Source organism: Cognatishimia sp. MH4019 (genome assembly GCF_020177595.1).
Classification (GTDB): Bacteria; Pseudomonadota; Alphaproteobacteria; order Rhodobacterales; family Rhodobacteraceae; genus JAHTBL01.
The window spans coordinates 312,541-326,485 of record NZ_JAHTBL010000004.1; the positions used below are offsets into that span (position 1 = coordinate 312,541).

The following is a 13,945-nucleotide window of genomic DNA, read 5'->3' on the forward strand; positions in this document are numbered from 1 at the left end:
GCGGACGCTTGTATGCTTGTTTAGCGAAATGACGTTCCAGAATTCCTCCGACGCGCCACTTGCGAGCCTCAGCCGTGCGCTTTCTGCGCGCATTGCGCTGATTTACCCGGATATAAATCCCGATATCCTCGCCAGCAAGATCGTTGAAGCCTTCTGGCCCGATGGCACGATGCGCCGCAAACGCGCCCGAAAAGCGGGCAATGCGCTCTGGTCGCAGGAAGACGCGCTGCTGATCACCTATGGAAACTCGCTGATCGACGGCAAGCATAAGCCGCTCGACCTGTTGCACCATTTCCTGGGCGCGCAGTTGAAAGGCGTGCTGAACGGCGTGCATATCCTGCCGTTCTTTCCCTTCACCTCTGACGATGGCTTTGCCGTATCGGACTATACCAGCGTGAACCCCCAGCTGGGGGACTGGACCGACGTGGGGCGCATCGCGAGTGATTTCAAATTGATGTCCGATCTGGTGCTGAACCATGTGTCCAGCCAAGGCCAGTGGTTCAACGCCTATCGCCAACGCCAGGCTCCCTATGACAGGTTCTTCTTTGAAGGCGACCCGAATGATGACCTCAGCGCGGTCGTGCGCCCTCGGACCACACCGCTTCTGCAAGAGGTCGAAACCGCCGACGGCCCGCGCCATGTCTGGTGCACGTTCAGCCATGACCAGATTGATCTGGATTTCCGAAACCCCGAAGTGCTGCTGGAATTCCTGCGGATCATCCGTCTGCATGTAGATAATGGCGTGCAGATCATCCGCCTCGATGCGGTGGCGTTTTTGTGGAAAGAACCTGGCACCTCGTCGATCCATATGCCGCAAACACATGAGATCGTGAAACTGATCCGCATGCTATGTGATTTCGCGGTGGAGCCGATCATTCTGCTGACGGAAACCAACGTCCCCAAGGCCGAAAACCTCAGCTATTTCGGCAAGCAGGACGAAGCTCATGTCATCTACAATTTCCCCCTGCCACCGCTGATCCTGCATGCGCTGCTCTCCGGCTCTGCCACGCATCTGGTGGAGTGGCAACGCACGATGCCACCAGCCCCGCTGGGGTGCGCTTATCTGAACTTCACGTCCAGCCATGACGGCATCGGGATGCGCCCGGCCGAGGGGCTTTTATCACCCGAAGATCAAGCCGCGATGATCGAAACCGTGACCAAGGTTGGTGGCCGTGTGTCCATGCGCACGCTGCCGAGTGGCGACGAAGCACCATACGAGTTGAACACCACCTATTTCGACGCGCTCAGCGAACCCTTTGACGGGCCAGACGACCATCATATCGCGCGGTTCCTTTGCTCTCAGATGATCGTCATGTCGCTGGAAGGGGTGCCTGCCTTCTATATCCATTCCCTGCTGGCCACACCAAACGATCACGACAGCGTCGAAAAGCGCGGGATGAACCGGGCCATCAATCGGCATCGTTGGAATTACGATCTGCTGCAAGAGCATCTGGCCGACCCGCAAAGCCAGCATTCGGTTGTTCTGAATGCGATGCGCGACCGGTTGAAAATCCGCCGCAAGCAAATCGCCTTTCACCCGAACGCCACGCAATTCACGTTGCAGACAACCGATAGCCGTGTGTTCGGCCTGTGGCGACAGAGCCTTGATCGCAAGCAATCCATTTTCGCCCTGCACAATGTCAGCGCCGAGACGGTCACGCTGCCCGCAGCCACCCTCAATTTGATCGCCGACGAGAACTGGAGCGACGTTCTCGCCCCCGATGACACCATCGCAGACGAGATCGTTTTAGCGCCGTATCAGTGCCGCTGGATCACCAATCTGAGTTACTGAAACTCCTCCGCATCAGCCATCGCCGCTGCCTGCAGATCGCGGACAAAGCGGGGGTCGGCCGCATGCACACGGCTCCAAGTCGGAATAAACGGCGTCTCGTGTGGATTGTCCAAAAAGGTCTGCCCCGCCCGCATAATGGCTTCGGCAAACAGCTCGATCGAGACCTCTTCCGAATGCCGGTCCAGCGCCAGCCCGTTCATCTGCGCGTCGCTGTGATAGGCCTCCAGCAGGTCCAGCGCGCTGCGGTAATACGTGGCCTTCAGCGTGCGAAACGTGTTGTGCGTAAAGATCGTGCCATCGGCGGCGAGCTTGCGGAAAATCGCCTTGCAGATATCCGTAGACATCCGGTTCAGTCCGGCATTGGCATCCTCGGGGCTGAGCGTCTGATGCTTGTGATCATAAGCATCCGCGATCTCCACCTGACAGACGGAGCGCGGCGCAAGGTTGCGCCACGCCTCTGACAGTAGACCGATCTCCAGCCCCCAATCCGATGGAATCCGCAGGTCCGGCAGAATATTGGTGCGCATCGCCATTTCGCCCGACAGCGGGTAGCGGAAGCTGCGCAAGTAATCGAGGTAATCGCGATCTCCGATCACCTTCTTCAGCGCAATCAACAAGGGGCTGACCAACAGCCGGGTGACACGCCCGTTCAGCTTGCCGCCCCCGATCCGCGAGTAATAGCCCTTGGCCAACTGATAGGGGAATGTCGGGTTCGCCACCGGATAAATCAGCTTGGCCAGCATATCGTTGGTGTAGGTCAGAATATCACAATCATGGATCGCCATCACCGCACTGTCTTCGCAGCCGATCAGATAGCCCAGCGAGGACCAGACGTTTTTGCCCTTGCCCTGCTCAGACGGGGCCAGCCCCATCGCGTCCAGCCGTTGCCCCAACTCAAGCATTCGCGGACTGTCATTCCAGATCACGATATGGTTCTGGTTCAGCCCTTTGAAGAATTGACGCGCGTGGCGAAACTCCTCCTCATTGGCACGGTCCAAACCGATGATGATCCGGTGCAGATAGGTGACCTTCGACAGCTCGGACAGAATGCGCGGCATCGCGTCTGTCTCAAGCTCGGAATAGAGGCACGGCAGGATCAGAGACATCTTCCGCGTCTGGGCAAACGTCTCCAACTCGTAGGTCATTTCCTGAAGCGAACGGGTCCGCAAATCATGTAGCGTCGCGATGTTTCCGCTTTGGTGAAAGTCGACCATAAAGTCCGTGTCCTATCTGGGCGTGAGTTTTGTAAGCAGCGTAAGAACAGCCTCAGACCAGCCCATCGGCCCCGGCAAGGTCGTTCGCATGATGCGTCCGGCATGCTCGCCTTTCAAGGGTGGCAAATCCGGACTATGCGGGTTCGCGACGATCACGCCATGATCCGCCGCCTCCAGCATTTCGATATCGTTCGGGGCGTCCCCTAACGCAATGGTATGGTCAGGGCGGTAGGCGGAGATGACATCGGCCATCGCATCCGCCTTGGTGCGCCCTTTCGACAATGTCAGAAAACGCCCACCAAAGCGGCCATAAACGCCATGGGCGTTAAGCTCTGCCAGAAAGGCCTGCTGTTCGGTGTCCTCCCCCGACCACAAACCCGGTTCTGAAAAATGGCGCTCTTTCGCTCTGACCGCACCCTCAAGGGGAAGGCCCGTGACCTCGGCGACCTCCTCGGCCGTCAAGTCGCCAAACCCGCGATAGAGCTCGCGCAACGGGCCGGGCACTGCACCCAAGGCCGCGCGAATTTCGTCATACTCCGCCACGCTCCTGGACGATTCCGGCAGGCCAATGACACCCGCCCCGTTTTCGACAATTGCGGGTGCACCCTGCAGCCCGAATGCATCTTGCAAAACCCGCATCTCGGACGCGGTCTTGCTGCTGGACAGCACAAGCAACGCGCCTTGCCGTTCCAGCGCATCCAAGGCAGGCCGTGCAGGCTGCCAATCATAGGTATCGTGATCCAGAAGCGTGCCATCAAGGTCCGAAAAAACAATAAGAGCGGCACCTTTATCCATATGCTCACTATCCAGAGTGCTCCTATGGGCTGCAACCCGAAATCCGAATGGAGTGCACCTGTCAGGTCTGAGCTGGCACGCTTTAAAGCCGCCGCGCACAGTCAAACCCGGCAAATGGCCGTAACGGCCAAACATCACGAGTTGTCACGATAAAAAAGAAGTGGTGAGCCCTGCAGGATTCGAACCTGCGACCCACTGATTAAAAGTCAGTTGCTCTACCAACTGAGCTAAGGGCCCACGAAGCGCCTATCTAGAAAAGCCCCCCCACGCGGTCAACCCCTTAAACGCAGCCCTCCCTTTCAAAAAAGCCGCGCTGGGTCTATATCGCGCAGCATGGATGGACCGACTCCCCAGACAGGCCTGCGTTTTATGAAGATGCACGGCCTTGGCAACGATTTCGTTGTGATCGACTCGCGTGGGCGCGAGCCGTTGATGACGCGTGAGCTGGCCGCCGCTTTGGGGGATCGGCACCACGGCGTGGGCTTCGATCAGTTGGCCGAGATTACAGATCACGATTCGACCGATATCGGGTTGCGGTTCTGGAACAGCGATGGCTCCAAGGCCGCCGCCTGTGGTAACGCAACCCGCTGCGTGTCTGAATTTATCTTAAGCGAGACCGGGTCTGATCACCTGACACTCACCACCCCACGCGGTCTGCTGGAAGCCTCCCGCGACCGGACGATGATTTCAGTGAACATGGGCCAGCCGCAATTGGTATGGGACGAGATTCCGCTGGCCGAGGACATCGACCCCACCCATCTACCCATCGAAGGCGACCCGATGGCCGTCGGCATGGGCAACCCCCATTGCGTATTCTTCGTAGACGACGCCGAGGCAGCCCCCGTCGACACTCTTGGCCCCCAGATCGAACATCACTCGCTTTTCCCCGAGCGCACGAATGTCGAGTTCGCCCAGATCCGCGCCCGCGATGATATCCGTATGCGCGTCTGGGAGCGCGGCACCGGCATCACGCTCGCCTGCGGCTCCGGCGCTTGCGCCACCCTTGTCGCCGCCCATGCGCGCGGCCTAACCGATGCGCGTGTCCGGATGGAGGTGGATGGCGGCTGGCTCATCATTGAGCAGCGCGAAGATGGCGTCTGGATGACCGGCCCCACGATGCACGTCTTTGACGGCGTGCTGACCGACGCCTTTCTGAGCTCGCTCTGACATGGACCGCAAAGCGCCCATATTCTCGACCCTCGGCTGTCGCCTGAACGCCTATGAGACCGAGGCGATGAAGGAGCTTGCCGATACGGCTGGCCTGAGCGACGCCGTGATCGTCAACACCTGCGCCGTGACAGCCGAGGCCGTCCGCAAGGCCCGTCAGGAAATCCGCAAGCTGCGCCGCGAAAACCCGAATGCGCGCCTGATCGTGACAGGCTGTGCCGCCCAGACAGAGCCGAAAACCTTCTCTAACATGGCCGAAGTCGATGCCGTCATCGGCAATACCGAGAAGATGCAGGCCGACACGTGGCAGGGCCTGGCCGCTGATTTCCTGGGCGATGTGGAGCCTGTGCAGGTCGACGACATCATGTCCGTGACCGAAACCGCTGGCCATCTAATCGACGGTTTCGGCACCCGGTCGCGCGCCTATGTGCAGGTGCAGAACGGCTGCGATCACCGCTGCACGTTCTGCATCATCCCCTACGGTCGCGGCAATTCGAGGTCCGTCGCGGCGGGCGTCGTGGTCGATCAGATCAAGCGCCTCGTGGATCGCGGCTATAACGAAGTCGTTCTGACCGGCGTCGACCTGACCTCGTGGGGTGCTGACCTGCCGATGCAGCCGAAGCTGGGCGATCTGGTTATGCGCATCCTCAAGCTGGTCCCCGATTTGCGCCGCCTTCGGATCAGCTCGATCGACAGCATCGAAGTCGACCCGGCCCTGATGGAAGCCATCGCGTCTGAGCCGCGCCTGATGCCCCACCTGCACCTGAGCCTACAGGCGGGCGACGATATGATTCTCAAGCGGATGAAGCGCCGCCATTTGCGGGATGACGCGATCCGCTTCTGCGAAGATGCCCGCAAGCTGCGCCCCGATATGACTTTTGGGGCTGATATCATCGCGGGGTTCCCGACCGAAACGGAAGCGATGTTCGCCAACTCCCTCAAGCTGGTGGACGAATGCGATCTGACCTGGCTCCACGTCTTCCCGTACAGTGCGCGCGAAGGCACGCCCGCTGCAAAGATCCCGCCCGTGAATGGCACCATCATCAAAGACCGCGCCAAGCGCCTCCGTGCGGCCGGGGCCAAACAGGTCGCCAAGCATCTGCGCGCGCAGTACGGCAAGACCCATCACATCCTGATGGAGAACGCCCAAATGGGCCGGACCGAGCAGTTCACCGAAGTGAAATTCGAGACTAAACAGGCGGAAAGCCAGATCGTCACCGCCAAAATCATCGGGGATGACGGCACGCAGCTGCTGGCCCAATGATCCTCTATTCTTTCCGCCGCTGCCCCTACGCCATGCGCGCGCGGTTGGCCCTGCTCGTCGCTGGTATCCAAGTTGAACTCCGCGAGATTGTCCTGCGCGATAAAGCGCCCGAGTTTCTTGAGACCTCCCCCAAAGGAACCGTTCCTGTTCTTGTCACAGGCGACCAAGTGATCGAAGAAAGCCTCGACATCATGATTTGGGCGCTGCAGCGAAATGACCCCGAAGGCTGGCTCGATATGCCGGACGAAGGCCACCAGATCATCGCCACCATCAACGGCCCCTTCAAAACCGCGCTGGATCGCTACAAATACGACACGCGCTACGGCTCCGACGCAGAGGAAGAGCGCGAGAAAGCGGCTCTAATCTTGCGCAACTTGGACAAAAACCTGCAAAAGACCCGCTGGCTGATGGGTGATCACGCGACCCTTGCCGATATGGCGACAATCACATTCATCCGCCAGTTCGCGAACACAGATCGCACGTGGTTCGACGCCCAAGACTGGCCTGCATTACGCCACTGGCTCGATACATTTCTGGCGTCTGAACGATACAATGCAATCATGGACAAGTATCCGAAATGGAGCTCAGGTGACCCCGCGACCTACTGGCCGGAGTAACCCATGCATCCCAACCCGTCCTTTCGCCGGACCGATCTGACCCACGCACTCGCCTTCATCCGCGACCGCGCCTTTGGCCAGCTCTGCATCAATGGCGACGATGGTCCCCTCATCAGCTATATCCCGTTCCTGCTGAACGATGCCGCCGATATGGCCGAACTACACCTCGTCCGATCCAACCCGATTGCGCGGATAACAGACCCTATTCCTGCGGTAATCGCTGTCTCCGGGCCCGATGCCTATATCTCTCCCGATTGGTATAACGTCCCCGATCAGGTGCCCACGTGGAACTACATCGCCGTGCATCTGCGCGGCACATTAGAGCCTTCGGACGTCGATATGCACGACTTGCTCGACCGCCAAACCGCCGCCTATGAGGATCGCCTCGACAAAGCCCCTTGGCTCACCAGCAAGATGAGCGACGGTGTGATGGAGAAGATGATGCGACAAATCCTGCCGTTCCGGTTCCACATCAGCGACATTCAAAGCACCTTCAAACTGGGGCAGAACAAACCCGATCAGGTCCGCATCGACGCCGCCAACCAGCTTGAGACCGGTCTCGGCAGTGAGCTGACGACGCTCGCCACTCTCATGCGCGATCCGCCGCAAGACTAGACGCCCGGCGCTGCGCCTCCTACATTATAGACCAGAGGAGACGTCATGCCCCTACCCATCGCCCCTATCGCTGGCCTCGCGATCCGCTACGGAGCCGTTGCCCTCGCGACCTATGCCGTAACGCGCAACCTGCCCACGACGCCCCGCGATCAGCGGGCCGAGGATGCGATGGACGATGTCACCGAAGGCATGTCTCTTGGCAAGAACGACGAGCAGATCAACGGTCATGCCCGTTTCAAGCGCACGATCCGCCTTGGCACGACCGGTCCAGGGGTCGAGATTGACGCAACCGCGCTTACTCGCATCAAGTTCAAGAAAGTTTAAGCGATGAAACTGCTTCATGCCGGGCCATCGCCCTTTGTGCGCAAAGTGCGCGTTTTGCTGCATGAAACCGACCAGTTGGACGACATTGAGATGGTGCACGTCACCGCCTCCCCCGTCGGTCCCGATCCAGAGCTTGTCGCCGTAAATCCCACCGGTAAGATCCCCGCCCTGATCCGCGATGACGGCCCCGCGCTCTACGACAGCCGCGTGATCTGCCGTTTTCTCGATGACCGCGCGGGCGCGAACCTCTATCCCGCCTCTCGCCTGTGGGAGACGTTGACACTGGAAGCCACCGCCGATGCCATGATGGATGCCGCCGTGCTGATCGTCTACGAGGCGCGCTTCAAGGACCCGGCTCAACAGTCCCATGACTGGATCGAAGGCCAATGGGCCAAGGTCGACCGCGCATTGGACGCCGTGAATACCCGCTGGATGAGCCACCTCTCCAGCCGTCTCGACATGGCGCATATTGCCATGGCCTGCGCCCTGTCTTATCTGGATTTCCGCCATGAGGGGCGCAACTGGCGACAAGGTCGGGACGCGCTCGCCACTTGGCACGAGACATTCGCGGCGCGCCCCTCTATGCTCGCTACACAACCCGAGTAAGGACCCCTACGATGATCAAGCGTCACCGGTAATCGGACTTCCCCCGTTTTCTGACATTGCGCCGCCTCAAGCGGCCCTGACGCTATTTCTATCGAGGACCACATGCCCCGACTCTCCAACAAGACCTGTGTCATCACAGGCGCCGCCCGCGGTATCGGTGCCGCTATCGCCGAAGCCTTCATCACCGAAGGTGCCCATGTCATTCTGACCGACCTTTATGACAGCGACGGTCCTGCAACCGCCCAGCGCCTTGGCGCTAACTGGCTGCCGCTCGATGTCCGCTCCGAAGACGATTGGGCCGCGCTCTGTGAGGCGCACCCCGCCTTCGACGTGCTGGTCAACAACGCAGGCATCACCGGGTTCGAGGACTGCGCAAAGCCCCATGACCCCGAAAACGCCAGCCTGAAGGATTGGCACGCTGTCCATGCGACCAATCTCGATGGCACCTTTCTGGGCTGCCGCACGGCGATCCGGGCGATGCGCGCGGCAAAAGCAGGCGCGATTATCAACATCTCGTCCCGGTCAGGTCTTGTCGGCATTCCGGGGGCGGCCGCCTATGCATCCTCCAAAGCTGCGATCCGCAACCACACGAAAACCGTCGCGCTTTACTGCGCACAACACGGGCTCAACATTCGCTGCAATGCGATCTTCCCAGCCGCCGTGCTCACCCCCATGTGGGAGCCCATGCTGGGCGACGGCCCGGATCGCGCCACCCGGATGGAGGCGCTGGTGGCCGAAACCCCGCTGAAACGGTTCGGCGACCCCGAAGAGGTCGCCGCCTTGGCTGTCATGCTCGCCAGTGACGAGGCGGCCTATATGACCGGGGCAGAGCTGACCATTGATGGTGGCCTTCTGGCCGGCTCTGCCGCCTCACCCGGCTAAAGCGAAATCCAAAAAATCTGAATCAGCTTTTTGGATTTCAAGACAGGTGCCGCGTTACATACCAACCAACAGCGTAAAATCTGCGTTGCAGATTTTACAGACGCCGCTCTAAAGCGCGATGCCTTCCGGATCAATCGTGACCGAGTAAAGCTCGGTATCCGCACGATCCATTAGACGCACTGTCATCTGCTGCGTGTCCCCATCGATATCGACGAGGCCAAAGAACTGCAGACCGGCGCTGGGCGGCAGGTTCACCTGACCCTCGGGCGGCGCTTTGACAAAACGCACCTCTGGTCCGAACGTGGCGTCCAACGCGTTCGGGCCGAAGCTGCCCGCATGCAGCGGGCCAGAAACAAACTCCCAGAACGGGTTGAAGTCCTGAAACTGCGCGCGCTCCGGGCTGTAGTGATGCGCCGCTGTGTAATGCACATCCGCAGTGAACCAGACGGTGTTGCGGATATCACCGGTCTTGATGAACCGCAGCAGGTCCGCAATCTCGACCTCGCGGCCCATGGGAACATCGCTCACGCCATCAGCCACGCCTTCGGACCCGGACTGTTCGCGGAAATTGTCCCAGACGATCAGACCCAAAGGCTGGTCGCTTGCGATGACCTTCCATGTTGCCGTCGATTGCGCCAACTCCCGCTTGAGCCATGCCATCTGTTCGGCGCCCAGAACCCGCGTCTCCTCGGTCAGCTCCGTTGTCATTTCGGCGTCATTCGGGCCGCGATAGGACCGCAGATCAAGAAAGAACACATCCAGCAGGGGGCCGTAATTGATTTTGCGATAGACGCGCCCCGGCTCTGCCGGTGTAAAGCGAATGGGCGCCATTTCGTGAAACGCGCGCGCCGCACGCGCGGTCAGCAGCGGCACCGATTTTTCGGTATAGCGATCATCATTGGTCAGGTCTTTGGCCGCAGACCAGTTGTTGACCACCTCGTGGTCATCCCATTGCATCATCACCGGAACCAGCGCGTTCATCTCGCGGACATGATCGTCAAGCATGTTGTATTTCCACTGCGCGCGGAACTCATCAAGGCTCTCGGCCACTTTGCGCTTTTCGTCAGGCAGCACCGCGTTTTTCCAAAGACTGCCATCCGCCAGCTCGACTTCATCCTCCATCGGGCCGTCGGCATAGACCGTATCGCCCGAATGGATAAAGAAATCGGGCCGGTGCTGGGCCATCGTGGCGTAGGTGCGCATGCCGTCAGCATCAATGCCCCATCCCTGTCCAGCGGTGTCACCAGACCACGCGAACCGAATATTGCGGCGCGCGGCAGGGGCTGTCTTGAACTGCCCGATGATCGGTTCCGAGACGACATTCACATCGCTCAGATCAGCTGCCGTGAAGCGATAGAAAATCGTCTGATCCGAGGGCAGGCCATCAACCAGACGCTTTACCGCAAAGTCCCCCGTGGGATCAGCGTAAAGCGGCGCCAGTTTGCGCGCATCGGCAAAACTTTCGGTGGTCGAGACCTCCATCATGATCTGAGCCGGGCGATCAACGCGCGTCCAGATCATACCCGAATTCAGATCGACATCCCCTGATTGCACCCCATGGGTAAACATCGGACGGCTGGCGGCGCGGCTGATAGACGGCATCGCAAGAGATACGGCAAGCGCGGATCCACCGATCAGGGTCTGGCGGCGAGACAGCGGGGGCATGTGGGACGGTCTGTGTGGCATATCGGGCTCCATGGAAAAGGCGAAAACCCGTTATGGATAGAACCGCGATGTGTCAGTTATTTTGAGCCTGTGTATCGATAAAGCCAAACTATTATGACGTCGGCGGGCTCTTGCCGAGAAAGCAGTACCCGAAAGGCCGCGCACCGCAATGCTACGTCACCACTTGTAGGTGACACCCAGATTGACCGCATTGGTGATGATATCCGTGCTCAGCTCACCACCTCCGTCCAATTCAGCCGTGTTGGACGAAAAGCTGCCTTTATACTCGCCGAAAACGGCCCAGGTGTCGTTGATATCATAGCTCACACCCGCCATCGCCACGACCGCCAAGCCTGTCAGCTGATAACCGAATGTCCGATTGTCACCGATTTTCACATCCACATGGGGGATCGCAAAGCCCGCGCCTGCCCCCACATAGGGCGTCCAGCGGCTCGCCTCGTTCTGCCAACGATACATGCCGTTAACCGTGAGCAGGTTCAGACCATCGGTGAGTTCCAGATTATCAAAGCCGTTGTCATCCAGTGTATCGTCATCAGCATACACCTTGGCGTGGTTCAGCTCGACACCCCAGCCCCAGTTTTCGTCCTGCCAGCGGGTATATCGAAATCCATAATAAGGAGGGGCCTCGCCCGAGCGCCCTTCCCATTCCACATCAAAATCGAAGTCAGCACCGTCGTCATCGCCGTCGATTGATCCATGCGGCGCAGTTTGAATGCCGGTATAAAAGCTCAACTCGGTTTCGGCGGCTGCGAAGCCTGCCAATCCGGTCAGCATGACAGTCGATAGAAGAAGGGATTTCACGTCAGAGGTCCTCAGCAAGAGTGCTCTATATATAATACTTTTCCACAGGCCCTAATTCAATGCGGCAGCGCAGCAAATGCCTGAATTGTGACTTTTGCCTGCGTCAAACTGCAACAAATCTGCTCTGCGCGCCTATGACCGCTGGACGACTCTACCCCCGCGCTCTAATTAGCGCCGTTGAAGGCTGCATCACGCGTGTGGCCCGTAGCAAGTTGAGCAAGACCAGCGATTGACGAAAGGGAGTACACCTCGTGTCCCATGCTGAAGACCACGAAGGAACCCGGCGAGATTTCCTGTATTACGCGACAGCGGGTGCAGGCGCCGTGACAGCAGGCGCCGCCATCTGGCCGCTTGTTAATCAAATGAACCCCAGTGCAGACGTTCTGGCGCAGGCCTCGATCCCGGTCGATGTCTCCACAATCGAACCCGGCACGCAGTTGACCGTTCTTTGGCAAGGCAAGCCGGTTTTCATCCGCCGCCGCACCGAAGAAGAGATCACCGCCGCCCGCGAAGTGAGCATGGACGAGTTGCCTGATCCCATCGCGCGCAACGCCAATGGCGAAGACGCCGCCCCCGCAACCGACGAAAACCGTGCCCTGGACGAGGCCGGTGAATGGCTGGTTCAGATGGGCGTTTGCACCCACTTGGGCTGCGTTCCGCTGGGCGATGCTGGCGACTTTGGCGGCTGGTTCTGCCCCTGCCACGGCTCGCACTATGATACGTCCGGGCGTATTCGCCGCGGTCCCGCACCTGAGAACCTTCCGGTGCCGACCTCTGCGTTTGTCGACGAAACAACAATCCAACTCGGTTAAGGGAGAAAGAGCGAATGTCTGGAATTCCTCACGACCACTACGAGCCGAAGTCTGGCTTTGAAAAATGGATGGACCGTCGCCTGCCGGTGATCGGTCTGCTGTATGACACTATCATGATCCCCACACCCAAGAACCTGAACTGGATGTGGATCTGGGGCATCGTGCTGACCTTCTGCCTTGTTTTGCAGATCGTCACCGGCGTCATTCTTGTCATGCACTACACGCCGCATGTCGACATGGCCTTTGCCTCGGTCGAGCATATCATGCGCGACGTGAATGGTGGTGCAATGATCCGCTACCTGCACATGAACGGTGCTTCGCTGTTCTTTGTCGCCGTTTATGCCCACATCTTCCGTGGGCTCTACTACGGCTCCTACAAGGCCCCGCGTGAGGTGACATGGATCATCGGCATGCTGATCTATCTGATGATGATGGGCACCGCCTTCATGGGCTACGTTCTGCCCTGGGGTCAGATGTCGTTCCACGGCACAGCCGTGATCACCGGCCTCTTTGGTGCTGTGCCTTTCGTGGGTGACGCGCTGCAGACATGGCTGCTGGGTGCAACGGCTGTCGGTCAGCCCGCGCTGAACCGCTTCTTCTCGCTGCACTACCTGCTGCCCTTCGTGATTGCCGGTCTGGTTATCGTGCACATCTGGGCCTTCCACACCACAGGCAACAACAACCCGACCGGTGTCGAAGTACGCCGCACCAGCAAAGAAGAAGCCGAGCGTGATACGCTCCCGTTCTGGCCCTACTTCGTGATCAAGGACCTGTTCGCATTGGCCATCATCATGGCTGTCTTCTTCGCGATTGTCGGCTTCATGCCCAACTATCTGGGTCACCCCGACAACTACATCGAAGCCAACCCGCTGGCGACGCCTGCACATATCGTGCCCGAATGGTACTTCTTGCCCTTCTACGCGATCCTGCGTGCGTTCGACGGCGAAGTCTGGCTTGTGATCGCGGTTGACTGGATCACCTTCGGCATCGTGGATGCGAAGTTCTTCGGCGTGGTCGCCATGTTCGGCGCGATCGTCGTGCTGGCACTGGCTCCGTGGCTCGACACCTCGTCGGTCCGCTCGGGTCGCTATCGCCCGATGTTCAAGATCTGGTTCTGGGTCTTGGTCGTCGACTTCTTCGTCCTGATGTGGGTGGGCGCGATGCCAGCAGAAGGCATCTACCCCTATATCGCGCTGGTGGCCTCGACCTACTGGTTCGCCTATTTCCTGGTGATCCTGCCGCTTCTGGGTGTGATTGAGAAGCCGCTGCCGCAACCGGCAACCATCGAAGATGACTTCAACGCCAAAGTTGCGAAAAGCAAAGGCGGCAAAGACGGTGCAACCGTCGCGACGCCGGCTGAGTGAGAAAGG

The 13,945-nt window shown here is 59.3% G+C and carries 14 protein-coding genes and 1 tRNA gene; 10 read left to right on the plus strand and 5 right to left on the minus strand.

The genetic code is table 11. The features are described from left to right. Positions 1 to 28 precede the first annotated feature (28 nt). Positions 29 to 1,792, plus strand: coding sequence for a sugar phosphorylase (locus tag KUW67_RS09735; protein WP_224825092.1), 1,764 nt, complete (start codon positions 29 to 31; stop codon positions 1,790 to 1,792). Here the strand turns inward: KUW67_RS09735 and KUW67_RS09740 are convergent. The 3 genes from KUW67_RS09740 to KUW67_RS09750 form a co-directional block, all read right to left on the minus strand. Then, entirely contained in the window at positions 1,786 to 3,006 is a 1,221-nt protein-coding gene (locus tag KUW67_RS09740) for a glycosyl transferase (protein ID WP_224825093.1), read from the minus strand. The two genes, KUW67_RS09735 and KUW67_RS09740, sit on opposite strands and share 7 nt — an antisense overlap. A 12-nt stretch (positions 3,007 to 3,018) precedes the next feature. Next, complete coding sequence (locus KUW67_RS09745; RefSeq protein WP_224825094.1) at positions 3,019 to 3,801, minus strand: mannosyl-3-phosphoglycerate phosphatase; 783 nt, start codon at positions 3,799 to 3,801, stop codon at positions 3,019 to 3,021. A gap of 161 nt (positions 3,802 to 3,962) precedes the next feature. Beyond that, positions 3,963 to 4,038 (minus strand) — tRNA-Lys (locus tag KUW67_RS09750). Positions 4,039 to 4,170: 132 nt separating this feature from the next. On the opposite strand from KUW67_RS09750, the gene dapF reads away from it, so the two are divergent. From dapF to KUW67_RS09785, 7 genes are all read left to right on the plus strand, one after another. Then, complete coding sequence (gene dapF, locus KUW67_RS09755) at positions 4,171 to 4,968, plus strand: diaminopimelate epimerase (protein WP_370634944.1); 798 nt, start codon at positions 4,171 to 4,173, stop codon at positions 4,966 to 4,968. A gap of 1 nt (position 4,969) precedes the next feature. Beyond that, positions 4,970 to 6,232, plus strand: coding sequence for a tRNA (N(6)-L-threonylcarbamoyladenosine(37)-C(2))-methylthiotransferase MtaB (gene mtaB, locus KUW67_RS09760; RefSeq protein ID WP_224825096.1), 1,263 nt, complete (start codon positions 4,970 to 4,972; stop codon positions 6,230 to 6,232). Next, positions 6,229 to 6,849, plus strand: coding sequence for a glutathione S-transferase (locus tag KUW67_RS09765; protein ID WP_224825097.1), 621 nt, complete (start codon positions 6,229 to 6,231; stop codon positions 6,847 to 6,849). The genes mtaB and KUW67_RS09765 overlap by 4 nt, the downstream gene beginning before the upstream one ends. A 3-nt stretch (positions 6,850 to 6,852) precedes the next feature. After that, positions 6,853 to 7,464, plus strand: coding sequence for an FMN-binding negative transcriptional regulator (locus tag KUW67_RS09770; protein ID WP_224825098.1), 612 nt, complete (start codon positions 6,853 to 6,855; stop codon positions 7,462 to 7,464). Between the two features lie 45 nt (positions 7,465 to 7,509). After that, on the plus strand, positions 7,510 to 7,788 hold the full coding sequence (locus KUW67_RS09775) for a hypothetical protein (protein WP_224825099.1): 279 nt from the start codon (positions 7,510 to 7,512) through the stop codon (positions 7,786 to 7,788). 3 nt (positions 7,789 to 7,791) lie between these two features. Next, a complete protein-coding gene (locus KUW67_RS09780) occupies positions 7,792 to 8,394 on the plus strand; it encodes a glutathione S-transferase (protein WP_224825100.1) in 603 nt (200 codons plus the stop codon). Positions 8,395 to 8,496: 102 nt separating this feature from the next. After that, on the plus strand, positions 8,497 to 9,276 hold the full coding sequence (locus KUW67_RS09785) for an SDR family oxidoreductase (RefSeq protein WP_224825101.1): 780 nt from the start codon (positions 8,497 to 8,499) through the stop codon (positions 9,274 to 9,276). Between the two features lie 108 nt (positions 9,277 to 9,384). Here KUW67_RS09785 and KUW67_RS09790 read toward each other — a convergent pair whose 3' ends face one another. Next, positions 9,385 to 10,962 carry an alkaline phosphatase gene (locus KUW67_RS09790; protein WP_224825102.1) on the minus strand — a complete coding sequence of 526 codons (1,578 nt, stop codon included), beginning with the start codon at positions 10,960 to 10,962 and terminating at the stop codon, positions 9,385 to 9,387. Between the two features lie 156 nt (positions 10,963 to 11,118). Further along, positions 11,119 to 11,763 (minus strand): outer membrane beta-barrel protein, encoded by a 645-nt coding sequence (locus KUW67_RS09795; protein ID WP_224825103.1) that lies wholly within the window; start codon positions 11,761 to 11,763, stop codon positions 11,119 to 11,121. 251 nt (positions 11,764 to 12,014) lie between these two features. Between KUW67_RS09795 and petA the strand changes: the two genes are divergently transcribed. Together petA and KUW67_RS09805 are read left to right on the plus strand one after the other, a co-directional pair. Then, positions 12,015 to 12,575, plus strand: coding sequence for a ubiquinol-cytochrome c reductase iron-sulfur subunit (gene petA / locus KUW67_RS09800; protein ID WP_224825104.1), 561 nt, complete (start codon positions 12,015 to 12,017; stop codon positions 12,573 to 12,575). A gap of 14 nt (positions 12,576 to 12,589) precedes the next feature. After that, complete coding sequence (locus KUW67_RS09805) at positions 12,590 to 13,939, plus strand: cytochrome b N-terminal domain-containing protein (protein ID WP_224825105.1); 1,350 nt, start codon at positions 12,590 to 12,592, stop codon at positions 13,937 to 13,939. Positions 13,940 to 13,945 lie beyond the last annotated feature (6 nt).

Excerpts from the sequence above, each read along its gene's own strand:
- KUW67_RS09775 (WP_224825099.1), top strand. The coding sequence starts at position 7,510 with ATGCCCCTACCCATCGCCCCTATCGCTGGCCTCGCGATCCGCTACGGA.
- KUW67_RS09745 (WP_224825094.1), bottom strand. The coding sequence starts at position 3,801 with ATGGATAAAGGTGCCGCTCTTATTGTTTTTTCGGACCTTGATGGCACG.
- KUW67_RS09770 (WP_224825098.1), top strand. The coding sequence starts at position 6,853 with ATGCATCCCAACCCGTCCTTTCGCCGGACCGATCTGACCCACGCACTC.
- KUW67_RS09790 (WP_224825102.1), bottom strand. The coding sequence starts at position 10,962 with ATGCCACACAGACCGTCCCACATGCCCCCGCTGTCTCGCCGCCAGACC.
- KUW67_RS09785 (WP_224825101.1), top strand. The coding sequence starts at position 8,497 with ATGCCCCGACTCTCCAACAAGACCTGTGTCATCACAGGCGCCGCCCGC.
- KUW67_RS09765 (WP_224825097.1), top strand. The coding sequence starts at position 6,229 with ATGATCCTCTATTCTTTCCGCCGCTGCCCCTACGCCATGCGCGCGCGG.
- KUW67_RS09805 (WP_224825105.1), top strand. The coding sequence starts at position 12,590 with ATGTCTGGAATTCCTCACGACCACTACGAGCCGAAGTCTGGCTTTGAA.
- KUW67_RS09735 (WP_224825092.1), top strand. The coding sequence starts at position 29 with ATGACGTTCCAGAATTCCTCCGACGCGCCACTTGCGAGCCTCAGCCGT.
- mtaB (WP_224825096.1), top strand. The coding sequence starts at position 4,970 with ATGGACCGCAAAGCGCCCATATTCTCGACCCTCGGCTGTCGCCTGAAC.
- KUW67_RS09780 (WP_224825100.1), top strand. The coding sequence starts at position 7,792 with ATGAAACTGCTTCATGCCGGGCCATCGCCCTTTGTGCGCAAAGTGCGC.
- dapF (WP_370634944.1), top strand. The coding sequence starts at position 4,171 with ATGAAGATGCACGGCCTTGGCAACGATTTCGTTGTGATCGACTCGCGT.
- KUW67_RS09740 (WP_224825093.1), bottom strand. The coding sequence starts at position 3,006 with ATGGTCGACTTTCACCAAAGCGGAAACATCGCGACGCTACATGATTTG.